Annotated in this window: 21 protein-coding genes and 1 riboswitch; of the genes, 5 read left to right on the top strand and 16 right to left on the bottom strand. The window is 67.2% G+C overall.

From position 1 onward, the window contains the following. The gene (locus C1A30_RS02825; protein WP_101946762.1) at positions 1–2,127 is read left to right on the top strand and encodes a substrate-binding domain-containing protein; all 2,127 of its coding nucleotides are present in this window, start codon (positions 1–3) and stop codon (positions 2,125–2,127) included. Here the strand turns inward: C1A30_RS02825 and C1A30_RS02820 are convergent. Continuing rightward, the gene (locus C1A30_RS02820; protein WP_101946761.1) at positions 2,124–2,999 is read right to left on the bottom strand and encodes an alpha/beta fold hydrolase; all 876 of its coding nucleotides are present in this window, start codon (positions 2,997–2,999) and stop codon (positions 2,124–2,126) included. The two genes, C1A30_RS02825 and C1A30_RS02820, sit on opposite strands and share 4 nt — an antisense overlap. 203 nt (positions 3,000–3,202) lie before the next feature. Between C1A30_RS02820 and C1A30_RS02815 the strand changes: the two genes are divergently transcribed. Next, positions 3,203–3,862 carry a LysM peptidoglycan-binding domain-containing protein gene (locus C1A30_RS02815; protein ID WP_101946760.1) on the top strand — a complete coding sequence of 220 codons (660 nt, stop codon included), beginning with the start codon at positions 3,203–3,205 and terminating at the stop codon, positions 3,860–3,862. On the opposite strand, the gene gcvP is transcribed toward C1A30_RS02815, so the two are convergent. The 13 genes from gcvP to C1A30_RS02750 all read right to left on the bottom strand — a co-directional run bounded on the left by gcvP (position 3,859) and on the right by C1A30_RS02750 (position 17,648). Further along, positions 3,859–6,690 carry an aminomethyl-transferring glycine dehydrogenase gene (gene gcvP, locus C1A30_RS02810; protein WP_101946759.1) on the bottom strand — a complete coding sequence of 944 codons (2,832 nt, stop codon included), beginning with the start codon at positions 6,688–6,690 and terminating at the stop codon, positions 3,859–3,861. The genes C1A30_RS02815 and gcvP overlap by 4 nt on opposite strands. A gap of 90 nt (positions 6,691–6,780) precedes the next feature. Then, a riboswitch (glycine riboswitch) is annotated at positions 6,781–6,879 on the bottom strand. Between the two features lie 41 nt (positions 6,880–6,920). Further along, complete coding sequence (locus tag C1A30_RS02805; RefSeq protein ID WP_067801230.1) at positions 6,921–7,544, bottom strand: MerR family transcriptional regulator; 624 nt, start codon at positions 7,542–7,544, stop codon at positions 6,921–6,923. A 199-nt stretch (positions 7,545–7,743) separates the two neighbouring features. Further along, positions 7,744–8,238 carry a bifunctional nuclease family protein gene (locus C1A30_RS02800; protein WP_067800820.1) on the bottom strand — a complete coding sequence of 165 codons (495 nt, stop codon included), beginning with the start codon at positions 8,236–8,238 and terminating at the stop codon, positions 7,744–7,746. Positions 8,239–8,299: 61 nt separating this feature from the next. After that, positions 8,300–9,031, bottom strand: coding sequence for a MerR family transcriptional regulator (locus C1A30_RS02795; RefSeq protein WP_101946758.1), 732 nt, complete (start codon positions 9,029–9,031; stop codon positions 8,300–8,302). A 3-nt stretch (positions 9,032–9,034) separates the two neighbouring features. Further along, positions 9,035–9,514 (bottom strand): glycogen accumulation regulator GarA, encoded by a 480-nt coding sequence (gene garA / locus C1A30_RS02790; RefSeq protein WP_067800825.1) that lies wholly within the window; start codon positions 9,512–9,514, stop codon positions 9,035–9,037. Positions 9,515–9,672: 158 nt separating this feature from the next. Next, complete coding sequence (gcvH, locus tag C1A30_RS02785; RefSeq protein ID WP_101946757.1) at positions 9,673–10,068, bottom strand: glycine cleavage system protein GcvH; 396 nt, start codon at positions 10,066–10,068, stop codon at positions 9,673–9,675. Positions 10,069–10,102: 34 nt separating this feature from the next. After that, complete coding sequence (locus C1A30_RS02780; protein WP_101946756.1) at positions 10,103–10,921, bottom strand: DUF881 domain-containing protein; 819 nt, start codon at positions 10,919–10,921, stop codon at positions 10,103–10,105. Between the two features lie 4 nt (positions 10,922–10,925). Further along, the gene (locus C1A30_RS02775; protein WP_067800834.1) at positions 10,926–11,258 is read right to left on the bottom strand and encodes a small basic family protein; all 333 of its coding nucleotides are present in this window, start codon (positions 11,256–11,258) and stop codon (positions 10,926–10,928) included. Positions 11,259–11,264: 6 nt separating this feature from the next. Beyond that, on the bottom strand, positions 11,265–12,167 hold the full coding sequence (locus C1A30_RS02770) for a DUF881 domain-containing protein (RefSeq protein WP_101946755.1): 903 nt from the start codon (positions 12,165–12,167) through the stop codon (positions 11,265–11,267). Then, the gene (locus tag C1A30_RS02765; protein ID WP_101946754.1) at positions 12,164–12,763 is read right to left on the bottom strand and encodes a CDP-alcohol phosphatidyltransferase family protein; all 600 of its coding nucleotides are present in this window, start codon (positions 12,761–12,763) and stop codon (positions 12,164–12,166) included. Before C1A30_RS02765 ends, C1A30_RS02770 begins: the two co-directional genes overlap by 4 nt. A gap of 9 nt (positions 12,764–12,772) precedes the next feature. Beyond that, a complete protein-coding gene (gene secA2 / locus C1A30_RS02760; RefSeq protein ID WP_101946753.1) occupies positions 12,773–15,097 on the bottom strand; it encodes an accessory Sec system translocase SecA2 in 2,325 nt (774 codons plus the stop codon). Between the two features lie 22 nt (positions 15,098–15,119). Next, positions 15,120–15,953: a GNAT family N-acetyltransferase gene (locus tag C1A30_RS02755; RefSeq protein ID WP_101946752.1), complete on the bottom strand. Its 834-nt coding sequence runs from the start codon at positions 15,951–15,953 to the stop codon at positions 15,120–15,122. 57 nt (positions 15,954–16,010) lie between these two features. Continuing rightward, positions 16,011–17,648: an acetolactate synthase gene (locus C1A30_RS02750; protein WP_101946751.1), complete on the bottom strand. Its 1,638-nt coding sequence runs from the start codon at positions 17,646–17,648 to the stop codon at positions 16,011–16,013. Between the two features lie 47 nt (positions 17,649–17,695). Here C1A30_RS02750 and C1A30_RS02745 point away from each other — a divergent pair, with 47 nt between their 5' ends. From C1A30_RS02745 to C1A30_RS02735, 3 genes are read left to right on the top strand one after another with little or no spacing between them, the layout of a single operon-like run. Further along, entirely contained in the window at positions 17,696–19,585 is a 1,890-nt protein-coding gene (locus C1A30_RS02745) for an ABC transporter ATP-binding protein/permease (protein ID WP_101946750.1), read from the top strand. A gap of 45 nt (positions 19,586–19,630) precedes the next feature. Continuing rightward, positions 19,631–21,559, top strand: coding sequence for an ABC transporter ATP-binding protein/permease (locus C1A30_RS02740; protein WP_200828140.1), 1,929 nt, complete (start codon positions 19,631–19,633; stop codon positions 21,557–21,559). A 24-nt stretch (positions 21,560–21,583) separates the two neighbouring features. Then, positions 21,584–23,458: an ABC transporter ATP-binding protein/permease gene (locus C1A30_RS02735; protein WP_101946749.1), complete on the top strand. Its 1,875-nt coding sequence runs from the start codon at positions 21,584–21,586 to the stop codon at positions 23,456–23,458. Here C1A30_RS02735 and C1A30_RS02730 read toward each other — a convergent pair. Next, on the bottom strand, positions 23,455–24,933 hold the full coding sequence (locus C1A30_RS02730) for an FAD-binding protein (RefSeq protein WP_101946748.1): 1,479 nt from the start codon (positions 24,931–24,933) through the stop codon (positions 23,455–23,457). The genes C1A30_RS02735 and C1A30_RS02730 overlap by 4 nt on opposite strands. Then, entirely contained in the window at positions 24,930–25,406 is a 477-nt protein-coding gene (locus C1A30_RS02725; RefSeq protein WP_101946747.1) for a VOC family protein, read from the bottom strand. Before C1A30_RS02725 ends, C1A30_RS02730 begins: the two co-directional genes overlap by 4 nt. Positions 25,407–25,412 lie beyond the last annotated feature (6 nt).

Below are 25,412 nucleotides of genomic sequence, written 5' to 3'. Positions count from 1 at the left end.
GTGGGCAGGCACAGCGCTCCCGATCCCGAGGACTCGGCCGGCAACGGCGTGCCCGACGAACCGCCGACGCAGCGGTTCAGTCGTCAGGAACCCGTCGAACCCGACTACGGGTTCGACCGGCCGCATTACAGCGAACCGTCTTATCCGTCGACCCCGTATCCCGACGACGATTACAACACCCGATACGACGCGGATTACGACGCCGGTTACGACTCGGATTACGAGCAAGCGGAGTACGAATCGGATTACGAACCCGATTACGACGACCGCGATTACGACGACGCCGACTACGGCGAAGCCGACGAGGACTACTCGGAAACGGAGACGTCGCGGCTGACCGCCTCCGGTCCGCGGACCGGCCCGGCGCACAGCGGTGAATGGGAAGGCGGCGAGTGGACCGGTAGCCACCGTGCGGTGACCACCAAGCGACGCGGCGTCAGCGTCGGCGTGATCGTCGCACTGGTCGCGGTGGTGGTGCTGGTCGGCGCGTTCATCCTGTGGCGATTCTTCGGCGATGCGCTGTCCCATCGCACGGATGCACTCGCGGCACGGTGCGTCAACGGCGAACTCGCCGTTGCCGTCGTCGCCGATCCGTCGATCGCGGATCAGGTGCACAAACTCGCCGACACCTTCAACCAGACCGCCGCGCCGGTCGCCGACAAATGCGTGAAGGTCGGCGTCCGGCCCGCCGATCCCGACCAGGTCGTCGACGGTTTCATCGGCAAGTGGCCCGCCGAACTCGGCGCGCAGCCCGCGCTGTGGATTCCCGCGAGTTCGGTGTCGGAGGCCAGGCTGGAGGCCGCGGCCGGTCAGCAGACCGTCAGCGACAGCCGGTCGCTGGTCACGACGCCCGTCGTGCTCGCGGTCCGTCCACAACTCAAAGACGCGTTGGGTCAACAGAACTGGGGCGCGCTGCCGGGGCTGCAAACCAACCCGACGGCGTTGGACGCGCTGAATCTGTCCGGCTGGGGTCCGTTGCGCCTGGCGTTGCCGAGTAGCGGGAACAGCGATGCGTCCTATCTGGCGGCCGAGGCCGTGGCCACGGCGGCGGCCCCCTCAGGCCAGCCGGCCACCGCGGGCACCGGCGCGGTCAACACTTTGGTGGGTGGGCAGCCCAAGCTCGCGGACAACAAACTGTCCACCGCGATGGACGCGCTGTTGAACGCCCCCGATCCGGCCAGCGCCCAGGTGCACGCGGTGGTGACCACCGAACAGCAGCTGTTCCAGCTCGCCGCCTCGACACCTGATGTCAAAGGCAAGGTGACCTCGTGGCTGCCCGCGGGGCCGACGGCCGTCGCGGACTACCCGACGGTGCTGCTGAGCGGCAGCTGGCTGTCTCAGGACCAGGCCAGCGCCGCCAGCGAATTCGCCAGGTACATGCGCAAATCCGAGCAGCTGGCCGAGCTGGCCAAGGCCGGTTTCCGCAGTGAAGGCCACACGCCACCCAAGAGCGATGTGACGAACTTCGCGCCGCTGGCCGCGCCGGTGTCGGTCGGCGACACGTCGACACGGGCGACGTTGGCCAACGCGTTGACCACGCCTGCCGAGAGCCCGGCCGTGACGATCATGCTCGACCAGTCCATGCCGACCGAGGAAGGCGGGAAGTCGCGGGTGGCCAACGTGGTCGCCGCGCTCAACGCCCGGCTGCAGGCACTGCCTGGCAACGCCGCAGTGGGGCTGTGGACGTTCGACGGCGTCGAGGGCCGATCGGAGGTCAGCACCGGACCGTTGTCCGATCAGGTCGGCGGGCAGCCGCGCACGGCGGCGCTGACCAGCGCGCTCAACTCGCAGAGTGCCTCCGGCGGCGGTGCGGTGTCGTTCACCACGCTGCGCATGGTCTACGACCAGGCCAAGTCGAATTTCCGTCAGGACCAGAACAACTCGGTCCTGGTGATCACCGAGGGCCCGCACACCGACCAGTCGTTGGACGGGTCGGGGCTGCAGCAGTACATCCGCGGGGCCTTCGATCAGAGTCGCCCCGTCGCGGTCAACGTCATCGACTTCGGCAACGACTCCGACCGCGCCACCTGGGAGGCCGTCGCGCAGGCGTCCGGGGGCACCTACCAGAACGTCGCCAACTCGTCGTCGCCCGACCTGACCACCGCGATCACACAGTTCCTTGGCTAGTGTGACGCCGTCGCCAGCAGGCTCAACGCGGCGCGGGTGAAGACCTCCGGCACCTCGACCTGTGGGTAGTGCCCGACGCCGGGAAGTTCGACAACGTCTGCGGCGGGCCGCAATTCGCGAAGGCCGTCGAGCACATTCGTGGTGGCCACCGGGTCGTCGAGCGCCCACAGGAAGCTCAGCGGCTTCGGCCAGTCCCTGACCGCGCCATGCCAGCGGTCGGCGTAGCGCTCACGCTCGTCGAGATACGCGATCAGCAGGTGGGCGATGCGGTGTCCGTCGTTGTTGGCGATCAGCGCCCACTGCGCCTCGGCTTCGTCGGGGCTCAGCGGGTGCTGCGCACTGAACAATCGCCCGAACTCCTTGGTGAACATGCCGCCGCTCGACAGTCGCGCGGCGATCGGGCCGAGCGGTCCGCGCAGCAGCTTCTGAACGGGCCGCAGACTGGCGCGGCGCAGGATCACGCTGCCGTTGCTGATGACCGCGCGGCGCAACTCAAAAGGCAACTGGCCGTTGATGTCTCGGGCCAGCAGTTCGGTGGTCACCGAGGTTCCCATGTCGTGGGCGATCAGGTCGACGGTTCCCGAGGTCGCCGACGCGACGACGGCCGCCACGATGTCGGCCTGCTCGAACAGGCTGTACCGGTGTGGCCTCGGCTTGTCGGAAAGGCCGAAGCCAAGGAAGTCCAGCGTCAACCACGCCCGCCCGGCCAGATGCGGGACCACGTTGCGGAAGTCGTAGGAACTGGACGGGTAGCCGTGCAGCAGCAGGATCGGCGGGCCTTCGCCTTCTCCCGAGCGCACGAACACCTCACCCGCCGGGGTCGACACCATCGTGCCGCCGTCGCGCCACTCGACCACGCTTGGGGGTATCACCCCAGCGACCCTAGTCGCCGAACGTGGGTTACCCGCACGCATCTTGCGCCCCGCGCGTGCGTCAAGCCCACACTCGGCGAGAGGATCACGCGAACGCCTCACCAAGTTGGGTAGTGCACTACTCGTGACCGGCGACCGCTCCGCCACCAACACTGTGCCCAGCGTCCCGACCGGGGCGAGGAGAAACAGGGGGCAACACAACAATGGGAGCGAAATACCAAGTCCAAAGCGGTGACACGCTGTGGGGGTTGGCCGAGCGGTACTACGGCGACGGTCGACTGTTCACGGTCATCTCAGTGATCAACGACATCTCCGACCAGGACCACATCGTCGTCGGCCAGGAACTCGAAATCCCCTACGTCACGTTCCACTACCAAGTCCAGGCGGGTGACACGAAAAAGAAGCTGGCGCTGGAGTTCTACAACGACGTCGCAATGAGCGAGGTCTACGAGATTCCCAACGGCGTAGCTCAGCGCGACCTTGTGGTCGGAGAATGGCTCTTGATTCCCGATCTGGCGAACGTCGGACATCACACCGTAGTGGCAGGCGAGACGCTCGAGGAGCTGTCGCTGCGGTGGTACGGCGAAGCCCACCTGTGGCCGATCATCTCGATCGCCAACCACCTGTCCGACGGGGATCCGGCGCCGGGCACCGTGCTTATCCAGCCGCGGCTGAACCGCAAGCACACCGTGGTGGCGGGCGATACGTTGTGGAAGCTGGTCGAGGACAACTACGGCGACGGCGGCGCCGATCGCACGTCGACTCTGGTGAAGATGGTCGCAGCGGCCAACTTCATCGACGATCCCGATCTCATCGGGGTCGGACAGGTTGTCTACTTCCCGTCGTTCGAACTCGGCGGTTAGGCGAACGCCTCGACGGGCGGGCACGAGCAGACCAGATTGCGGTCGCCGTAGGCACCGTCGATGCGGCGCACCGGCGGCCACACCTTCGGCCGGAAGCCCTTGCCCAGCGGGTAGGCAGCCTGCTCGCGGGTGTACGGGTGATCCCACTCGGCCACCAGCAGGCACTCCGCGGTGTGCGGCGCGCCACGCAGCGGGTTGTCGTCCACCGGCCACTCGCCGGCGCCGACCTTGTCGATCTCGGCGCGGATCGCGATCATCGCGTCGCAGAACGCGTCGACCTCGGCCAGGCTTTCACTCTCGGTCGGTTCGACCATCAGCGTGCCTGCGACCGGGAAGCTCATCGTCGGCGCGTGGAAACCGTAGTCCGCCAACCGCTTTGCCACATCGTCGACGGTGACACCGGTGTCCTTGGTGATGCCGCGCAGATCGAGGATGCACTCGTGGGCCACCATGCCGTTCTCGCCGGTGTAGAGCACCGGGTAGTACTCGTCGAGGCGGCGGGCGATGTAGTTGGCCGACGCGATCGCGGTCAGCGACGCCGCGCGCAGGCCTGCGGCACCCATCATCCGGATGTAGGCCCAGGTGATCGGCAGGATCGACGCCGAACCGTAGGGTGCCGAGGACACCGTGTACGTGTCGGAAAGTTCCTCGGCCAACGGGTGGCCAGGCAGGTATTTGGCCAGGTGCTCGCGCACCGCGACCGGCCCGACACCGGGACCGCCGCCGCCGTGCGGGATGCAGAACGTCTTGTGCAGGTTGAGATGGCTGACGTCACCGCCGAACCGGCCCGGCCGCGCCAGGCCGACGAGCGCGTTGAGGTTGGCGCCGTCGACGTAGACTTGGCCGCCGACGTCGTGCACCGCGGCGCAGATCTCGGCGATGTCGTGCTCGTACACGCCGTGCGTCGACGGGTAGGTGATCATCAACGCGGACAACCGATCCGCGTGTTCGGCGACCTTCGCGCGCAAGTCGTCGAGGTCGACGTCCCCGTTGGCGCGGCAGGCCACCACCACCACGCGCATACCGGCCAGCGCCGCCGACGCGGCGTTGGTGCCGTGCGCGCTCGACGGGATCAGGCACACGTTGCGGTCGGCCTGGCCGCGTTCGGCGTGATACGCCTGGATCGCCAGCAGTCCGGCGTACTCCCCCTGCGAACCCGCGTTGGGCTGCAACGACACCGCGTCGTAGCCGGTGATCGCGGTCAGCCAGGCCTCCAGGTCGGCGATCAGCTTCCGCAACCCCGGGTTGTCGGAGACCGGTGCGAACGGATGCTGGCGGGAGAACTCCGGCCAGGTGATCGGCTCCATCTCCGCGGCCGCGTTGAGCTTCATGGTGCACGAGCCGAGGGGAATCATGCTGCGGTCCAACGCAATATCCTTGTCGGCCAGCGACCGCAGGTAGCGCATCATCTCGGTTTCGGTGCGGTAGCGCGTGAACGCCGGGTGGGTGAGGAAATCCGACGTGCGCGTCTCGATGTCGGCACGTACCGGTTGCCCAGGGGCCAACCCGAGCGCCTCGATCACCGTCGCGACGTGCGCGTCGGTGGTGGCCTCGTCGCAGGAGATCGACACGTGGTCGGCGTCGACGCGCCACAGGTTGATGCCGTTGGCTTTCGCGGCCGCGACCACCTCGTCGGCGCGACCGGGGACACGGGCCAGCACGGTGTCGAAGAACCGGTCGTGCACGAGCGCCTCGCCGAGGGCGCCCGCGAGGGCCCGGGCACGGGCGTGCACCCGGCGCGCGATCCCGGTCAGCCCGTCGGCGCCGTGATAGCTGGCGTACATCGCGGCGATCACGGCGAGCAGCACCTGCGCGGTGCAGATGTTGCTGGTGGCCTTGTCGCGGCGGATGTGCTGTTCGCGGGTCTGCAGGGCCAGCCGATACGCGGGCGCACCGTCGGCATCCTGTGAAACGCCGACCAGACGGCCGGGCAACTGCCGGGCGTGCTTGGCGTGCACGGCCAGGTAGCCGGCGTGCGGCCCGCCGAATCCCATTGGCACACCGAAACGTTGGGTGCTGCCGAACGCGACGTCGGCGCCGATGTCACCGGGCGGCGCGATCAATGTGAGCGCCAGCAGGTCCGCGCCGACGGCGACGAGCGCGCCGCGCTCGTGTGCGGCCGCGATCAGGTCGGTCCAGTCGACCACCTGGCCGCTGGCGCCGGGCAGTTGGGTGATCACGCCGAAGAAGTCGCCGTCGGGCAGGCCCGCGCGCAGGTCGGCGGTGACGATGTCGATGCCCAGCGGTTCGGCGCGGGTGGCCAGGATCGCAGCGGTCTGGCGGTACACGTCGGCATCGACGAGCAGTCGGTTCGACGGGCCCTTGACGGCGCGGTGCATCAGCGTCATCGCCTCCGCCGCGGCGGTGCCTTCGTCGAGCATCGATGCGTTGGCGACTTCGAGCCCGGTCAGGTCGGCGACCATGGTCTGGAAGTTCAGCAGCGCCTCGAGGCGGCCCTGGCTGATCTCGGGCTGGTACGGGGTGTAGGCGGTGTACCACGCCGGGTTCTCAAGTATGTTGCGGCGCAACACCGGTGGCGTCAGCGTGTCGAAGTAGCCCTGCCCGATCATCGACACCGCGACGGTGTTGGACTCGGCCATGGCGCGTAGTTCGGCCAGCGCCTCCTGCTCACTGGCGGCGGGCAGCAGCTGATCGAGGCCGGGTGCGACGCCGTCGGCGGACAGCGCGTCGAGGATGCCCGACGGCAACGCCTTGTCGGCCAGTTCGTCGAGCGAGCCGACCCCGATGGTCTTGAGCATGGTCGCGACCGCGTCGGCATCCGGTCCGATGTGGCGATCGGCGAAGTTGGGCTGATTGTGATCGAACACTTACGTGCACTCCCGACGCATCAGGGCTGAAGAACCGGTTCGGTCCTCCCCCTCAGTCGTCAACCCGCAAGGGTGTCTCCAGAGGCATCGGGGCCTTGCGCGGTCCTGGGTGCCTGAGAGTTTGACGGAGAGGTGCTGCTCCTTCGGCGCCCGTGGCTGGCTGCCACGGAACTCTCCCACACAAGGGCGATGCGCTAACTAGTTTACCGTGACCGAATGGCGGCGGCGCGTCAGCCGATCTTGCGGTCGCGGTGCTTGCGCCGCGAGGCCAACTCGTCCTCGGGTGCGGCGATCGACTCGCCGCCGTCGGCGCGCTCACCGGGGAAGTCGGCGATCGCGCCGGTCAACTCCCGCATGGCGCCGGACACCGCGATGCCGAACACACCCTGCCCGCCCTGCAGCAGGTCGACCACTTCTTCGGCCGAGGTGCACTCGTAAACCGTGGTGCCGTCGGAGAACAGCGTGATGTTGGCCAGATCGCGAACACCGCGCTGCCGCAGGTGATCGACCGCGACCCGGATGTTGTGCAGCGAAATGCCGGTGTCCAGCAGCCGCTTGACGATCTTGAGAACCAGGATGTCCTTGAACGAGTACAGCCGCTGGCTGCCTGACCCGGCCGCACCCCGGATGGACGGGACGACAAGCGAGGTGCGCGCCCAGTAATCCAACTGGCGGTAGGTGATCCCGGCGATCTGGCAGGCGCTGGGCCCGCGGTAGCCGACGAGTTCGTCTGGCACGGAGTTGTCAGGGAACAGACCGGCCTGTACGGGTTCGCTGGGCGCTTCGGCCGGAGATTCGGCGGGCCCGCTGCTGGTGGACAGGTCAAGCTGCTCTTGACGTGGCGTGTCTCCCACTCTGCCAATCCTCTCGCCGATCGAACCCGCGTCTGTGACCTGCATGGGCGCACGTTTGCCGAAGCTCGAATGTGTCGAGCATACGCTTTCCGTCGAGCCATTACTGCTCGTCGCAACCAAGTATGGCTGCCCGATTCACGGTTGAGAGAAACTCGCGCCGCGTGTCGAGCGCGCGAGACGCATCCGTGACAAATCGTTGTTACGTCGCCTTGAAGTCGTCGGGCGAAACGCTGTCGAGGAACTCCTTGAACTTCTCGACCTCGTCCTCGCGGACCGCCCCTGCCGCTTCCTCGTCGTTCTCGTCTGGGATCAGCAGGCCGGCCTCGGCCAGCACCGCTTCCTCCACATAGATCGGCACACCCACACGCAGTGCGATCGCCACGCTGTCCGACGGCCGCGCGGACACCTTGATGTCGCGGTCGAAGATCAGGTCCGCGTAGAACGTGCCCTCCTGCAGGTCGACGATGCGGACCTCTTTGAGCGAATGACCAAGCGCCGCAATGACATCTTTGATCAGATCGTGGGTCAGCGGCCGGGCAGGTTCATGGCCCTGCTGTTCCAGCGCGATCGCGGCCGCCTCAGGTTGGCCGATCCAGATCGGCAAGTAGCGGTCACCGTTGGCCTCACGAAGCAGCAGCACCGGCTGGTTTTGGGGCTGCTCCACGCGAATGCCGACCACACGAACCTCACCCATCTGTGTCTGCCCTCCGCACCAAAAGAAGCTCGCCAAGAAGCCTTGAAACCGAGTCTAATCCTCAGCGATCCAGAACGTCGCGTACGGCGGACTTGATCAGCGACGTGTGCAATGTGATCGCCAGTGCTGCCACCTCACGGGCCAGGTCGTCGGCGCGGTCGCGGGCGCCCGCCTTGCCCGCCTTGACCACGGGACCCGCGATCTGCGCGATCAGATCCGACTGCCGGTCGGCGGCCGAGCGGAACGCGCGCAGATGCCGCGGTTCGACGCCGTACTCCGCGAGCGCCTTCGCGCACTGCGCGATCACCACCGAGTGCTCGTCGAAGAATCCGGCCTGCCCCGGCTTGATCACGCCCGCCTTGACCAACTCGCCCAACAGGGATTCGCTGATGCCCGACCGGTTGAGCAGGTCTTCGCGCCGCAGCCGCACCTGGGTGGGGGCGACGCCGGACACACCGTCGTGACCGTGTGCATCGACGGATACCAAACGCGGTACCGCGTAAGCGGATCCGCTGTTCGGCAGCTCGCCGTCGGCCTGCGCGTCCAGTTGCGCCTTGATGACCTTCAGCGGCAGATACTGGTCGCGCTGCGCGGTCAGGATGAACCGCAGCCGCGCACAGTCGTAGGCGGTGAAGCGCCGATATCCCGACGGGGTGCGCTCAGGCGTGACCAGTCCCTCGGCCTCCAGGAACCGAATCTTGGAGATGGTCACGTCCGGGAAGTCCGGTCGCAGCAGATCGAGGACCGCTCCGATCGACATCCCAGCCAGAGCAGGTGTGTCGGGGGCGGTCATCGGTTAGCTTCCCGGCCCGCTGTCGTCGTCGCCCTTCGGCCCGGTCAAAAAGACCAGGCGGAACTTGCCGATCTGCACCTCGTCGCCGTTGGCCAGCACCGCCGAATCGACGGGCTCCCTGTTGACGTAGGTGCCGTTGAGGCTGCCGACGTCGACGACCTGGAACTCACCGCCCTCCAGTCGGAACTCGGCGTGCCTGCGGCTGACCGTGACGTCGTCGAGGAAGATGTCGCTGTCCGGGTGCCGGCCCGCCGACGTGGTCGGCTGGTCGAGCAGGAACCGCGAGCCCGCGTTGGGGCCGCGCTTGACGACCAGCAGGGCCGAGCCCGCGGGCAGCCCTTCGACACCCGAGACCGCGCCTTCGGCGCCGGCCGCGGCCGGAGCGTCCAGCTCGTTGAGGAAGTCGGCGCGGAAGACCGATGTCGTCTCCACGGTGACATCCTCAGACTGGTCAGCCCCAGAGTTGTGGTCCTTTTCCGTCACCCGCTGCTCCTCACTGGCTGCTGTGGCGATATCAGGCCGGGCCCCCCAGCCGTCATTACACGTCTGGTGTTGACCGTACCGCGCAGTAGACATCATTGGGTCCACCACTGCCGGATCCGGCTGTGTTGGACTTTGGTCGCGAAAACCCTAACAACTCGTCATTCCGTCACGGTGGCGCGGTAGCCGTCCGCGTCCAGCAATCCCGACAGCGCGTCGTCCAGCGACGAACCCTCGATCTGGAGGTCGACCAGCCAGCCTTCGCCGTACGGGTCGGAATTGACCAGTTGCGGGTTTGCTTCGAGATCACCGTTGACGGCAACGACTTTCGCGGTGACGGGTGCGTACAGGTCCGACACCGACTTCGTCGACTCGACCTCGCCGAACGACTCCCCGGCCGTCACGTCGGTGCCGATGTCCGGAAGCTGGACGAAGACCACGTCGCCGAGCGCCGACTGGGCGTAGTCGGTGATTCCGACCCGCACAGTGTCGTCACCGGTGCGCTGCACCCACTCGTGCTCCTCGGTGTAGGACAGATCGGCTGGGATTTCGCTCACGGCGCTCCTCGTAATCGGCGGCAGACAAGTGCCCTCATTTGACTGGCTGAGCGTATTGGCGTGGTTTCGGTTGCCGCAAGGCGGTCACGTCGACGCGGTCGGACTGTTGTACCACCATCTTGCCGCCGACGCGCTCCACGCTGTCCGTCGCGCCGCCGGGAATGTTCATCGCGGCGGCCAGCGTCGGTGGATCACCAATGGCCAGAACCGAATACGGCGGGTTCAGGGTGGTGCTGTCGACGACAAGCGCGCCGGGGTTGCCGACCACCCAGGTGTCCACCCCGACCCGGACGGCCCCAGGTCCGTTCTGGGTGCCGCCGCGGATCTCCATGGCCTCGGCGCCCGCTGCCCGTAGTTCGTTGATGACGTCGAGCATGGTCTCGGCGGGCACGCCGGGCGCGGTGTCCTCGATGGTCAGCGTGACGCCGGGGCCGGTGGCCGCGACCGTCCCGATCAGGATCGACAGCGCGCCGAGCCGGGCCTGCGCATTCTCGATTGCCGCCTGGTCGTTGCTGCCCGACGCCTGCAGTTGCGCCAGGTTGCGCTGGAGGTCAGCCACTTCGGTGTTCAGCGCCGCCTCCCGCTGCTGCAGCGAATCCAGCAGTACCAGCAAGTCCGCCGGTCTCGCGGTCTCCAGCGAATCGCCGCTTTCCGTCTGGCGGGCCTGCGTGACGATCGCCACGCCGAGCAGCAGGCACAGCACCATCGCGAGCGCTCCGAACATCAGCTGCGAGCGGCCCCTGCGCACCACGCCCGTGACCCCGCCGCCGTGTAGCTTGCCGATCTCGGGCGCGGGTTCGTCGGCGGGCAGCTCGTGGCGGCCGTGCTGGTCGGGTGCGGAGTGCTCGCTCATGAACTCATGCGCCGAACAATCTGCGCCGCAGCGCGGCGGCGTTGCCGAAAATGCGGATGCCGAGCACCACGATGATCGCGGTGGACAGCTGGGTGCCGACGCCGAGTTGGTCGCCGACATAGACGATGAGCGCGGCCACCAACACGTTGAAGACGAACGAGATCACGAACACCTTCGAGTCGAAGATGCGCTCCAGATAGGCCCGCAGTCCGCCGAATACCGCGTCGAGTGCGGCCACCACCGCGATCGGCAGATACGGCTGGATCACTTCGGGGACGCTGGGATGAAACACCAGGCCCAGCACGATCCCGACAACCAGTGCGGCGATTCCGATCATTATCCGTTAGGGCCCAATCTGCTTGGCGAAGTTGACATCTCGAACCGAACCTGCCGGCAGCGTCAGGCCATCGCCTGCGCTGACGCTGACGCCGACACCGTAGCTGCCCTCCAGCAACCGCAGCCGTTGCAGGCCGGTGCTGCGGTCGAACACGTCCTGCATGGCGTGCGGCGGGCCGATCGCGAGAATCACGTATGGACTGCTGATCGGCTGATTGTCGACCAAGATGCCGCCGCCCGCCTGCCGGATGGTCACGTTCGGGCCGATGCGCACTCCACCCACCGACACGGCCTCCGCGCCGCTGACCCACAGCGAGTTGACGACCAACTGCAGGTCGCGGTCGAGGATCACCTGCTGGCTGCCGGGCAGTCGCTCCTTCGACACGTCGGTGAGGTCTTTGGACATTCCTGGGTCGGTGACGGTCACGGTCAGACCGGGGCCGATCACCGGAGTGGCGGCGGCGGCGAAGTCGGCCTTGTCGAGGTTGCTCAGCAGTTGCTGGCCGCGTGCGTCGCCTTCCAGTCGGGTTCGCCGCTCGGCGTTTACCTGCGCGGCCAGTGCGTTGCGGCGGGCGGCGGCGTCGCCGGTGGCGGCCTCGGCGGCCTTGACGCTGCCGACCAGAACGCGCTGTGTCTCGCGAACACCGGGCGCCGTCGAACGGGCCTGCGCGAGCGCACCCGCGAACACCGCGGCGATCAGCAGCGCGCCGCTGAGTTGCCAGACCCACGCCTGCCACCACGTTCGGCGGGCGCCGGAGGCGGCTTTTGCCTGCGCCGCCGCGGCATAGCCCGGATCGAGATGATCGGTCAGCAGCGAGCGCAGCAGCGACGGCACCGGGATCAACGTCGGCTTGTTGGCCTCGTGGGCGTTGCGGCCTGCCTGCGGGTCGTAGCCGCCAAGCGTGCTCACGGGTCCGAGACCCGCGGTAGTCGGCGCATCACCATCCCCACCTGGGCCAGATACAGCACGCCCGACCACAGATACATGGCCATGCCCCAGCTCAAAAACGCCCATCCGCAGGCGAGCACGACGCGGCTCCACAGCGCATCCCACTGGCCGAGCAGGATCAGTGGGAAGCCCGACATCAGCGCGAAGGTGGCGGCCTTACCGATGTACGTGACCGGCAGCGCGGTCAGGCCGCGGGTGCGCAGCAGCGGCAACGTCGCGGCGAGTACGACGTCACGGCCGAGCAGCGTCAGCACGATCCACCACGGCACCGCACCGTAAAAGGCAAGTGCCACAGGCACTGTCACCATGTAGATGCGGTCGACGGCCGGATCGAGCAACTCCCCTAGCCGCGACGACTGGTTGTCGACCAGCCTGGCGATCTTGCCGTCCGCCCAGTCGGAGAACCCGCTGAACATCAGCACGCCAACCGCCCAGCCCCGGTGGTGGGACACGAACAGTAGATAGAGGAAGACCGGCACCAGCAACAGGCGCAGCACCGACAGCGCGTTGGGCACGGTCAGCACCCGATCGCGCACACCGCCAGCCGGCTGGCTCATGGGCTAAACCTAGCGGAACACTCCCGGCAGGCTCAGCGCCGACATGGCCTCATCTGCCAGCGGGTTGTCGTGCACCATGTACGTCCACGTCGACGTGGGCCTGGCCAGCTTGGACAGGTCGACGCCGGGCTCGTCCTCAATCGACGGCGCAGTCTCGAACGTCTGCTGGGCGGCCTCGATCGCGTCGGCGGCCAGCGAAGCGAACGCGTCGACCGCCATCCGGTGGAACTCGTCGATCGGGGTCTGATTGCCCAGCGCGCGAAGGTGAATGCTCTCCCGGATATCGGCGAGATACGCCAGATGGTCGGCCCACCCGCGGTCCAGGTGGTACAGCATGATCAGCCGGCAGATCTTCTCCAGTTTCTCCTCGCCGAGCTTCTCGACGATCTCCTCGTAGCGTTTGGGCGCGCGCTCGGCGAGTTCCTCACGCGCGGTCGCCGTGCGCAGCAGGGTGTCGCGGCGTTCGACGATGATGGCCCGCTGCTGGGCGATCAGCTGGTTGTAGCGCCAGTTGTTGGCGTGGATGTCGAGCATCCGGCCCTCGGCGACGCGTTGCGCATGGTCCAGCAGTGACGCGGCCTTGTTGCTGACGATGCGGCCGTTCTCGTCGTACTGCATCGGCAGCTTGTTCGGATCGAGGTGCGCCACCACCACGTCGTCCTCCCAGCTGGCGAAGAACACCGTCGAGCCGGGGTCACCCTGGCGTCCTGCGCGCCCGCGCAGCTGGTTGTCCAGCCGCTCGGTGTGGTGTCGGCCGGTGCCGATGACGTGCAGCCCGCCGAGTTCGGCGACCTCGTCATGGTCGGCTTCGTCAGACCCGCCCAGCCTGATGTCGGTGCCGCGGCCCGCCATCTGGGTGGACACCGTGACGCTGCCGAGCTTGCCTGCCTCGGCGATCACCGCGGCTTCCTCGGCGTCGTTCTTGGCGTTCAGCACCACCGCGGGCACGCCGGCCTTGACGAGCCGCTCGTGCAGCTCCTCGGATTCGGCGACGTCGTGGGTGCCGACGAGCACGGGCTGCCCGGTTTCGTGCACCTCTTTGATGTGCTCGACGACGGCGTCGAACTTGGCGGCCGCGGTGATGTACACCCGATCGGTTTCGTCCTCGCGAATGTTGGGAGTATTCGGCGCAATTGGCGACACCCCGAGCTTGTAGAACTGCCGCAGCTGTTCACCGGCGGCCAGCGCGGTGCCCGTCATGCCGCACACCGTCGGATACCGGTTGATCAACGCCTGCACGGTGATGGTGTCGAGCACCTCACCGGTCTCCGTGGTTTCGATGCCCTCCTTGGCCTCGACGGCCGCCTGCAAGCCGTCGGGCCAACGCTGCAACTGCGCGATGCGGCCGCGGGACGAGTTGATCAGGTGTACGGCGTCGTCACGGACGATGTAGTGCACGTCGCGCTGCAGCAGCACGTGCGCGTGCAGCGCGACGTTCACCTCGGTCAGCGTGGTGCCGACGTGTTCCTCCGAGTACAGGTCGATGCCGCCGAGTTTGGCCTCGAGCTTCTGCGCGCCGGACTCGGTGAGATGGACGTTGCGGTTGTCGGCGTCGGTGTCGTAGTCCTGACCCGCGATCAGCTCGCCGACCATCCGGATGATCTCCACCTTCGGCGTCTCGCGGTGCGTGGTGCCCGCGAGCACCAGCGGCACGAGCGCCTCGTCGACGAGCACCGAGTCGGCCTCGTCGATCAGCGCGACGTCGGGATTCGGAGACACCAGGTCCTCGACGTCGGTGACCAGTTGGTCGCGCAGCACGTCGAAGCCGATCTCGTTGACCGAGGCATACGTGACGTTGCACTTGTAGGCCTCGCGCCGCTCCGCGGCTGTCGAGTCGGCGGTGATCCAGCCGACCGTCAGTCCCAGCGCCTCGAGCAGCGGGCCCATCCATTCGGCGTCGCGGCGGGCCAGGTAGTCGTTGAGGGTGATGACGTGGACGCTGCGGCCGCCGAGCGCGTAACCCGCCGCGGCGATGGCACCCGACAGCGTCTTGCCCTCGCCGGTGGCCATTTCGACCACGTCGCCCGCCAGCATCCGCAGCGCGCCCTGCAACTGGACGTCGAACGGCTTCAGCGTGGTGGTCCGGTTCGAGGCTTCGCGGGCGATGGCCAGGAACTGCGGGATATCCGAGGACTCCGCCAGGTCTTCGAGGTTGAGCAGGCCGGCGGCCTTGCTCAGCTGCTCGTCGTCGAGTTCGGCGGCCTTCTCGTCGAACTCGGCCGACTTGCCCACCAGAGACATCGACTGCGCCTGGTCGCGGTCGGTGCTGGCGCCGAGCAGCTTCCAGAATCGGTTGCTGACACGACCTGAGGTGCGGTTTTTGGTCTTCGCCACACAATTACGGTACCTGCGCGCGTCAGTCGGCCGTCACGAAGTCGATGCGGACGCTGTCGGCGACCGGTTCGAAACCGATCCGCTGGTAGATGGCGTTGGACGTCGGGTTGGCCAGGTCGGCGTAGAGCACGACGTCCGGCGTGCCGCTGCGGTGCGCCAACTCGACGGCGGCGGCGGTGACGGCCGATCCGTAGCCGTGGCCGCGCGCGTCGCGCTGGGTGAACACCGGGCCGATCCGCGACACCCCGGACGCGGGCACGCGCAGCATCGCCATGCTGACCGGCGTGCCGTCGACCTCCCACATCAGGAAGCGGTGGCCCGCGCGGTCCGCGCCGTCGACGAACTGCGCCGCCCGGTCGTTGGCCTGGCCGAAGGCGTCCTCGAAGAACCGGTTCACCCAGTCGATGAGCAGGCCGCGGTCGCCGTCGGCCGCCGCCCGCGACGAACCGGCAACGCTTACCGGCGGTTTCAGCATTCCCAACCGGTACAGCCGCTCCTCGGCGCTGAGCATCGGTTGTCGTCCGGTGATCGCCTGCCACGCATCGGCGAACGCGACCGCTGGGCCTCGATCACCTCGCGCGCTGGCCAGGTCGGGCCGCGCTGCCACCAGCGTGGTGGCGACGGCGTTCACCGCGTCAGCAGGAATCCCATTGCACGCCAACGGATATGGTGGCGTCTGCAACGCTGCACCGACAGCTGTGTCGTCGTCCCATACGGTGAGCAGAAGGGAGTCGTCGGGGAAGTCACCGGAGGCCAGCAAGGTCAGTTCGATGGTGTGCCCGATCGGGTCGCGCCGATACAGCGGTTCCGCGATCGCGCGGAACTCCGCCACCGAGTCATGCAGCTTGACCTCCACGCCTCCAGCATGGCCGCCAACAACCAAGGCGTCCAACGATTTCTGCGTGCGGTGACGTCAGGCTAGGTTTGAGCGGCGAGGATACGCGACGGCGGGGTCGGTCAGCGTGTTGACCACCGCGGGCAGACCCGCGGAGAACGCCCGCTCGAGCGCAGGACGCAGCTCCGCCGCCGTCGACACCATCTCGCCGTATCCGCCGAGCGCGCTCACCACTTGGTCGTAGCGGGTGCCCGGTCGCAGTTCGGCCACCACCGAATAGCCGTACAGCATGGTCATCGGGTGATGTTCCAGCGCCCAGATGCCGTTGTTGCCGATCACCGACACCACGTGAACGCCGTGGCGCACCAACGTATCCCACTCCATCCCCGAGAAACCGAAGGCACCGTCGCCCTGCAGCAGCACTACCTGTCGGTCGGGTCTGGCCAGCTTGGCCGCCAGCGCATAGCCGGGCCCGGACCCCAGACAGCCGAACGGCCCGCTGTCCAGCCATGCGCCGGGCACATAGCTGTCGATCACCCGCCCGGCATACGACCCGAAGTCACCCCCGTCGATCACGACGATCGCATCGCGGTCGAGTAGCGGCTTGAGTTCCGCGTACACCCGCATCGGGTGCAGCGGGGTGCGATCGTCGGACAACTCCGCCTGTTCGGCAGCCCGCGCAGCGTCCTCGGCCGCGCGTAGATCACCGATCCAGCCGCCGCGTTCGCCGGCAGGCGCGCTCGCCAGCGCCGACAACGTCGTGGTCAGATCCCCGTAGAGTTCGGCGGCGACCGCACGGGGATGCGGCCGCCCGGGTTCGGCGCGGTCCGCGACGATCAGTGCGGTATGCGGGCCGAACACCTTGCCGAAGCCGAGCCGGAAGTCCATCGGCACCCCGACGACTAACGCAACATCGGCCTCCCCCAACGCTTTTGACCGTGCCCGCGAGAACGCCAACTCGTGATCGGCAGGCACCGTGCCGCGGGCCATGCCGTTCATCAGCACCGGTATCCGCAACGCTTCCGCCAGCGCCAGCAAGGCCTTCTCGCCGTGCCCCCACCACACGTTCGTGCCCGCCATGATCACCGGGCGCTGCGCGCCAGCCAGCAGTCGCACCGCGGTGTCCACCGCGTTCCCGTCGGCCTCCACACCCCCGCTGCGCTCGCTCAACGCGCCGGGACCACCCGGGTCCGTAGCCTCGCTGAACACGTGGTCCATCGGGAAGTCGACGAACGCCACCCCGGACGGCGCACCGACCGCAGCGCGCAGCGCATCGTCGATCAGCGGAGCGACCTCGTCGGGCGACTGCGCGGTGGCGGCGAACCGGGTCAACGGCGCCACGAACGGCACGTGGTCGATCTCCTGCAGTGAACCCTGACCCCACCGCCCCGCGGGTGCCCGGCCGCCGAGCACCACCAGCGGTGACTGATTCTGCGCGGCGGCGGCCATCGCGCTCATCCCATTGGTGACGCCGGGACCGGCGGTCAGCGCGGCCACGCCGGGCACCCTGGTGACCTTCGACCAGCCTTCCGCAGCGAACGCGGCGGTCTGCTCGTGGCGGGTGTCGATCAGCCGGATGTGCTCCGCGCGGCAGCCGTCGTAAATCGAGAACAGGTGTCCGCCGGAAAGCGTGAAGACGGTGTCGATGCCGCTGGCGCGCAGCCGGCGGGCGATCAGATGGCCGGCATTGACCGTAACGGGAGCGTCGATGGTCATGGCGGCAGCATAATCTCGCCCATGAAAACCATTGGGGTGTCGGGACGATGAACACCTTCCAGCCGTCGATCGACTGGAGCCGTGAATTCGTCAACTCGACGCTGTGGGTGCTGCAGGTGTGGGCGATCACCGCGTGCGCGTTGCTCGTCGTGTTGGTCGCGATCGGGCGGAGCACCGAGTGGGGCAGGCAGTTCTGGCGCATCAGCGGCGACTACTTCAAAGGCAGGCAGAGCGCACCGGTGTGGGCGATGCTCGGGTTGCTGTTGGCCTCGGCCATCCTGGTCGTGCGGATCAACGTGCTGCTGAGCTACTACGCCAACGACCTGTTCTCCGCGCTGCAACTCACCTTTCAGCCTGGTACCGCCAGAAGCACTGGCATCCACGGTTTTTGGATGACCATCCTGGTTTTCGCGGTGCTCGCCGTCTGCTACGTCGCGCGTACGCTCGGCGACCTCTACCTGACCCAGACGTTCATCATGCGATGGCGAATCTGGTTGAGCCGCCGCTACATTGACGACTGGCTCGGCGACTACGCCTACTTCCGAGGCCAGTTCACCGGTGCGCCGATCGACAACCCCGACCAACGCATCCAGCAGGACATCGACATCTTCACCGCAGGCGTCGGTGGTGAGCCGAACAACCCGGCCAACACCTCGGACCACCTGCTGCTGTTCGGCGCGGTCGAGGCGGTGGTGTCCGTGTTCTCCTTCGGCGCCATCCTCTGGCGGCTGTCAGGGCCGCTGACGCTCGGCACGGTGACGCTGCCGCGGGCGCTGTTCTGGGTTGTCCTCGTCTACGTGCTCGCGGGCACCGTGGTGGCGTTCGTGATCGGCAGGCCGCTGATCCGCTTGAGCTTCATGAACGAACTGCTCAACGCCGGCTTTCGCTACGCGCTGGTCCGGTTGCGCGATGCCAGCGCCGCCGTCGGCCTTTACCGCGGGGAGAACGCCGAGCGCTCCGTGCTCACCGGCCGACTGTCGGCGGTGATGACCAACTACGGCCACTGGCGCAACCGGATGGTCGTCTTCACCGGCTGGAACCTGTCCATGAGCCAGGCCATCGACCCGCTGCCGTTCATCGTCCAGGCGCCGCGGCTCTTCGCGGGCCAGATCTCACTCGGCGACATCTTCCAGTCCGCCACCGCCTTTCACACCATCCACAACTCGCTGTCGTTCTTCCGCGACGCCTACGACTCGTTCGCGAGCTACCGGGCGGCGATCATCCGGCTGGACGGCCTGGCCGACGAGAACGCCGTCGCCCGCCGCTTCGCCCAGGTTTCGTCGGCCACGTCCGCCGAGGGATCCCTCGAGGTGACCGGTTTCGCGGTCCGCACCCCTGGCGGCGATCCGCTGATCCGCCCTCTCGATCTGACGCTGCAGCCAGGGGACGCGCTGTTGATCAGCGGCCCCTCCGGCATCGGCAAGACGGTGTTGCTGCAGAGCCTCGCCGGGCTGTGGCCGTTCGTCTCGGGCAGCGTGCGCCTGCCCGCCGACCGCGACAAGGTGCTGTTCGTGCCGCAGCTGCCCTACATTCCGCTCGGCGACCTGCGCGCGGTCGTGTCCTACCCGTCGGAGGCTGGCGCGGTGCGCGACCGCGAGGCCCAGCAGGCTCTGGTCAAGGTCGCGTTGTCGCATCTGGCCATCCGGCTGAACGAGGTCAGGGATTGGGCCAAGGTGCTGTCGGTCGGCGAGCAGCAGCGGATCGCGTTCGCCCGCCTGCTGCTGGCCAAACCAACAGCGGTGTTCCTCGACGAGTCCACCTCGGCGATGGACGAGGGCCTCGAACTGATGCTCTACGACCTGATCCGAACGGAGTTTCCCGACGCAATTTTGGTCAGCGTGAGCCATCGCAATACCGTCGGGCGGTTCCACGGCCGTCACCTGGAATTGGTCGGCGACGGCGAGTGGCGCCTTGACGCGCTTCCGAGCAGGCGTTAGACCCTCAAGCACGCCAGCGGCAGATCTGCGAGGTACCTTGCCGGAATGAACCCAGACATGTTCATCCCCACGCTCGATTGGGGAAACGAACTGTTGACATCGCTGTGGTGGATCGCCAAGGCGTGGGCGATCGCCGCGGTGGCCACGATGGTCATCCTCGTGCTGATCCATCGGTTCACCTCGTGGGGCACGCAGTTCTGGCGCATCACCGGGGCCTACTTCAAAGGCCCGGACAGCGTCCTCGTCTGGGTGTGGCTGGGCGGCCTGCTGTTGTCGGTGGTCGCAGGTGTGCGCATCGACGTGCTGCTGTCTTTCCAGGGCAACGACATGATGAGCAGCTTCCAGGCAATAGCCGCGGGCCTCGGCAACGGCGACGAGGCCGTGAAAGCGTCCGGCAAAGACGGCTTCTGGTTGTCCATGCTCGTGTTCGCGGTCCTGGCCACCATCCACGTCGCCCGCGTGATGTTGGACCTGTTCCTTATGCAGCGGTTCATGCTGCGCTGGCGCGCCTGGCTGACCGACCGGCTGACCGACGACTGGCTGGACGGCAAGGCCTACTACCGCGCCCGGTTCATCGACGACACCATCGACAACCCGGATCAGCGCATCCAGACCGACATCGACATCTTCACCGCAGGCGTCGGCCCGCTGCCCAACACGCCCAACAACACCTCGGCGGCCACGCTGTTGTTCGGCGCGATCTCGTCGATCACGTCGATGATCTCGTTCACCGCCATCCTGTGGAACCTGTCCGGTTCGCTGACCCTGCCGATCATCGGCACCGAGATCCCGAGGGCCTTGTTCTGGATCGGGCTCGTCTATGTGCTGTTCGCCAGCGTCATCGCGTTCTGGATTGGTCGGCCGATCATCTGGCTGTCCTTCAACAACGAGAAGTTCAACGCCGCGTTCCGCTACGCGCTGGTGCGGCTTCGTGACGCCTCCGAGGCGGTGGCGTTCTACCGCGGCGAGATCGCCGAGCGCACCGGGCTGCGGCGACTGTTCGCGCCGGTGGTCAGCAACTACAAGCGCTACGTGAACCGGATGATGGGGTTCTACGGCTGGAACCTGTCGATGAGCCAGATCATCGTGGTCGCGCCGTATCTGCTGCAGTTCCCCCGATTCCTGGCGGGCGAGATCAAACTCGGTGCGATGTCGCAGTCGGCGTCGGCGTTCGGCAGCATCCAGGACGGGTTGTCGTTCTTCCGTAACGCCTACGACCAGTTCGCCGGGTACCGGGCCGCGATCATCCGTCTGCACGGACTCGTCGTCGCCAACGAAGAAGGCAGGGCCCTGCCCGAGGTCGTCACCACGCCGTGCAGGGACGGCACCGTCGAACTCAAGGACGTCGAGGTGCGCACCCCCGACGGCAAGCAACTGGTCAAGCCGATCGACATGCGCCTGGAGATCGGCGACACACTGATGATCACCGGCCCGTCCGGCAGCGGAAAGACCACGCTGCTGCGCAGTCTCGCCGAGTTGTGGCCGTTCTGCTCGGGCACGCTGACCCGGCCGTGCGGGCCCAACGAGACGATGTTCCTGTCCCAGATGCCGTATGTGCCGCTCGGCAATCTGCGCGCCGTGATCTCGTATCCGAGCGAAGAGGGCGAGATCGACGACCGCACGCTGCAGCACACGTTGCAGAAGGTCGCGCTCCCGCACCTCGTCAACCGCCTCGACGAGGTGCTCGACTGGGCCAAGGTGCTCTCCCCCGGTGAGCAGCAACGCATCGCGTTCGCCAGGGTCCTGCTGACCAAACCGAAGGCCGTCTTCCTCGACGAAGCCACGTCGGCGTTGGACGAAGGCCTCGAGTACACCTGCTACCAGTTGGTGCGCAGTGAGCTGCCGGACACGATCCTGGTCAGCGTCAGCCACCGCTCCACCGTCGGGCAGCACCACACCCACGAACTCGAACTGCTCGGCGACGGTGAATGGCGACTCGGGCGGGTGGAAGGCGACGAGCCCGTCCCCGTGTAGCCCGTGCCCGGGTAATTTCCCGGCATGGATACGTTCACGCCGTCCCTGAATTGGGGCGACGAGCTGGTCACCTCCCTGCTGTGGGTCGCGAGAGCCTGGGCGATCGCCGCGGTGTGCACGGTCGCGGTGCTGGCGCTGCTGGCGCGGTTCACCTCTTGGGGTCGACAGTTCTGGCGGGTCACCGGCGGCTACTTCACGGGCAGGCAGAGCCTGCCGGTGTGGCTGTACCTCGGCGCACTGCTGGCGTCGGTGTTGATCGACGTACGCCTCGGCGTGCTGTTCAGTTATCAGTCCAACGACCAGTTCTCGGCGCTGCAGGCCGCCTTCGACGGTGAAGGGTCAGCGAAAGACGCTGCTATCAAAGGGTTTTGGGCCGCCATGGTGCTCTACGTCGGCTTGGCCGTCGGTGACATCGTCCGCAATCTGCTCGACGTGTACCTGATGCAGCGCTTCATCATCCGGTGGCGCGTCTGGCTCACACACCGGCTCACCGGCGACTGGCTGAGCGGCGACGCGTATTACCGCGGCCGATTCGTCGACGCTCCGATCGACAACCCCGACCAACGTATCCAGCAGGACATCGACGCGTTCACCACCGGCACCGGTGAGGGCACCAACTCGCCGACCGTCGGATCGTCGCAGACGCTGGTGTTCGGCACGGTTTTCGCGATCGTGAACGTGGTGTCGTTCACGCCGATCCTGTGGGGTTTGGCGGGCCCGCTGACGGTCTTCGGCGTGACGGTGCCCAAGGCGCTGTTCTGGATGGCGCTGGTGTACGTGTTCTTCACGACGATCGTCGCGTTCTGGATCGGCAGGCCGCTGATCCGGTTGTCGTTCCGCAACGAAATGACCAACGCCGCATTCCGGTACGCGCTCGTGCGGCTGCGCGACGCGGCGGAGGCCATCGGGCTGTACGGCGGCGAGAACGCCGAACGCGGCCAACTGATGACCAGATTCGCCGCCGTCATCGCCAACTACCGTGCCTTCGTCCGCCGCACCCTGGTCTTCCTCGGCTGGAACCGGTCGATGAACCAGATCGTCAGCCCGCTGCCGACAGTGGTGCAGGCGCCGCGACTGTTCGCAGGCGAAATCCAACTCGGTGACGTCACCCAATCGTCGAGCGCATTCGTCTCGGTACACGATTCACTGGCGTTCTTCCGCGCCGTCTACGACTCGTTCGCGAACTACCGCGCGGTGATCATCCGCCTCGACGGCCTGGTGACGGCCAACGAAAAGGCAAGGGAGCTACCGACGTTGACGGCGCTGCCCAGTGGCGACGGCTCGCTCGAACTCGACGGCGTCGAGGTCCGCAGACCCGACGGCGTGCGACTGGTCGACCCGCTGGCCGTCAGGCTCGACTCCGGCGAGTCGTTGGTGATCACCGGAGGCTCGGGCACCGGCAAAACCACACTGCTGCGCAGCCTCGCCCAACTGTGGCCGTTCACCTCGGGGACGGTGCGGCGCCCCGAGCAGGCCACCATGTTCCTGTCGCAGCTGCCGTACATGCCGCTCGGGGATCTGCGTTCGGTGATCTGCTATCCGGCCGACGTGAACGAATTCGACGACGCCGCAATCCAATCCGCGCTCGACACCGTGACGCTCGGGCATCTGTCCGGCCGGCTCGACGAGGTGGCCGACTGGGCCAAGGTGCTCTCGCCCGGTGAGCAGCAGCGCATCGCGTTCGCGCGGGTGCTGCTCACCAAGCCGAAGGTGGTGTTCCTCGACGAGGCGACCTCAGCGCTGGACGAGGGCCAGGAGTTCGCGTTGTATCGCGCCCTGCGCACCACGTTGCCCGACTGCATCGTGGTCAGCGTCAGCCACCGGCCCGCCGTCGAACAGCACCACGACCGGCGCCTGGAGTTGCTCGGCGGCGGGCAGTGGCGGTTGGGCCCCGTCTAGCGGCGCGACGCACGGGCGCCGGCCCGGCGGCCGAAGAACGACCCCTCGCCCAACTGCGTTCCGCTGGAGTAGCCCTTGCCGTCCTGCGCGATATTGGACGCGCATGCGCCAACGGCGTACAACCCGGCGACGGCGGAGCCGTCGTCACGCAGCACCTCGCCGTCGATCGAGACGGCCAGCCCGCCCATCGTGAAACCCGAGTACATCGCCCGGCCCAACGACAGGTCGAACGCCGCCCACGGCCCGTTGTCCTGCGCCGCAAGGTAATTCGGCTGCTTGTGAAAATCCGGGTCCTCGCCGCGCGCCGCGTTCTCGTTGTACCGGTTCAGCGTCGCCACCAGATTGCCTGCGGGTATTCCGAGTGCTGTCTCCATCTCCTCGACGGTCTCCCAGCCGTCGATGAACCGGATCAGCGGCATCGCAGGCATTTCCGTATGCGCCTCGTCGACGATCAGGTACGCCACCTGATCGGGTTGCTCGAGCACGAAGGCCGACGTGCGGGAGTGGTAGGAGTCCTCGGCGACGAAACGCCGGCCCTGGTTGTTGACGATGACGCCGGTCAACAGGATCTCCGGCGGATACGCGGCGGCGGTGATGAACATCTGGTCGAGATTCTTGGCGACGCCGCCCGCCGAGACACCCAACCGGATGCCGAGGCCGTCGTCGTTGGGGTTGCCGAGGATGTACGGCTCGACTTCACCGTGGTGTTTGGTGCGCCGCTTGCGGCCCAGTTCGGGCGTGTGCTCGGCGACCATCTCGGGGTTCATCGCGAAACCGCCTGCGGCGATGATGACCGCCTTGGCCTTGATCGCGCCGGTCTCGGTGAAATGTTTCCAGTTGACACCGACCACCGTGTCGCCGTCGACGATCAGGTTAGTTGCCCCTGTCTCGTAACGGATTTCGACGCCGAGCTCGGCGGCGCGCTTGACCAAGAGGTCGATGACCATGGCCGCGCCACCGAGTTCACCCGGAACCGGCACCGAGTGGCCGCGCGGGGCCGGCTTGGCCTGCTCGATGAACGGCCACACCTTCTCGTTGCCGGTGTAGGACAGGCCCTCGGTGCCAGGCGGCACCACGATCTTGCCGGGATAGAAGCTGCGTTTGAACTGAAAACCCAAGTCCTCCAACCAGTTGAAGTGTTCGACGCTGCCGTCGCAGTACTCGCGGATCTTGTCGTGCTCGGGTTCGCGCGACACCGCGACCAGATACTTGTACATCTCGTCGGCGCTGTCCGGATGCCCTGTCGCCTCCTGCACCGCCGTCCCGCCGCCCAGATAGAAGTGGCCGCCGGCCATGGCGCTGGTGCCCCCCGCGGCGGCTGCCTTCTCGAGCACCAGCACTCGCGCGCCCTCCGCCGCGGCGCTGACGGCCGCGCACCCACCGGAGATGCCGAATCCGATCACCACCACGTCGACCTCGTCGGACCACGACGACACCTCGGCGGCCGCAACGGTTCCCGGAATGTCCGTACTCACTTCTGCTCCTGCTTGATGTAGTCGAAGAACGCCCGGATCTCGGGCGAGATGCGGGCGATCTCGAGGTAGGGCACGCCGGCGTCGGCGGCCGATACGTACGCGAATTCCATGCCGCCCGGCATCACGCCGCGCTGCACCACCTCGGCGTCACGGTCGGCGAGCGCCTGCTCGACGTCGTCGACTTCGATGCAGACGTGATGAAGTCCCGGCCCTGCCGCCGCCAGAAACTCGGTGTAGATGCTGTCGCCCTGTACCGGCGCGATCAGTTCCAGTTGGGTGTCACCGGCGTAGGACAGCGAGATGTCGGCGACGAAGTCTGCGGGCTGCCCGCGGTACGTACAAGAGTCGGGGGCGAAGTGGACGCCGGGCATCCGGATCCATTTCCTGACGCCAAGCAGGGTGGTCAGCGCCGCTTCGGTGGCGTCGAGGTCACGGCTGACCCACGCGATCTGGACAGGTGTCTGGGCGGGCATCGCCTA

The sequence above is a fragment of the Mycobacterium sp. 3519A genome, from assembly GCF_900240945.1.
GTDB lineage: Bacteria > Actinomycetota > Actinomycetes > Mycobacteriales > Mycobacteriaceae > Mycobacterium.
The sequence above is the reverse complement of the archived record's forward strand: the minus strand, read 5'-3'. Positions and strand labels throughout refer to the sequence as shown.

Coding starts and splice junctions, on each gene's coding strand:
- C1A30_RS02750 (WP_101946751.1), bottom strand. CDS start 17,648: ATGACCATCGACGCTCCCGTTACGGTCAATGCCGGCCATCTGATCGCC.
- C1A30_RS02745 (WP_101946750.1), top strand. CDS start 17,696: ATGAACACCTTCCAGCCGTCGATCGACTGGAGCCGTGAATTCGTCAAC.
- C1A30_RS02725 (WP_101946747.1), bottom strand. CDS start 25,406: ATGCCCGCCCAGACACCTGTCCAGATCGCGTGGGTCAGCCGTGACCTC.
- C1A30_RS02795 (WP_101946758.1), bottom strand. CDS start 9,031: ATGACCGCCCCCGACACACCTGCTCTGGCTGGGATGTCGATCGGAGCG.
- C1A30_RS02780 (WP_101946756.1), bottom strand. CDS start 10,921: ATGAGCGAGCACTCCGCACCCGACCAGCACGGCCGCCACGAGCTGCCC.
- C1A30_RS02735 (WP_101946749.1), top strand. CDS start 21,584: ATGGATACGTTCACGCCGTCCCTGAATTGGGGCGACGAGCTGGTCACC.
- C1A30_RS02765 (WP_101946754.1), bottom strand. CDS start 12,763: ATGAGCCAGCCGGCTGGCGGTGTGCGCGATCGGGTGCTGACCGTGCCC.
- C1A30_RS02815 (WP_101946760.1), top strand. CDS start 3,203: ATGGGAGCGAAATACCAAGTCCAAAGCGGTGACACGCTGTGGGGGTTG.
- C1A30_RS02740 (WP_200828140.1), top strand. CDS start 19,631: ATGAACCCAGACATGTTCATCCCCACGCTCGATTGGGGAAACGAACTG.
- C1A30_RS02775 (WP_067800834.1), bottom strand. CDS start 11,258: ATGATCGGAATCGCCGCACTGGTTGTCGGGATCGTGCTGGGCCTGGTG.
- C1A30_RS02800 (WP_067800820.1), bottom strand. CDS start 8,238: ATGGGTGAGGTTCGTGTGGTCGGCATTCGCGTGGAGCAGCCCCAAAAC.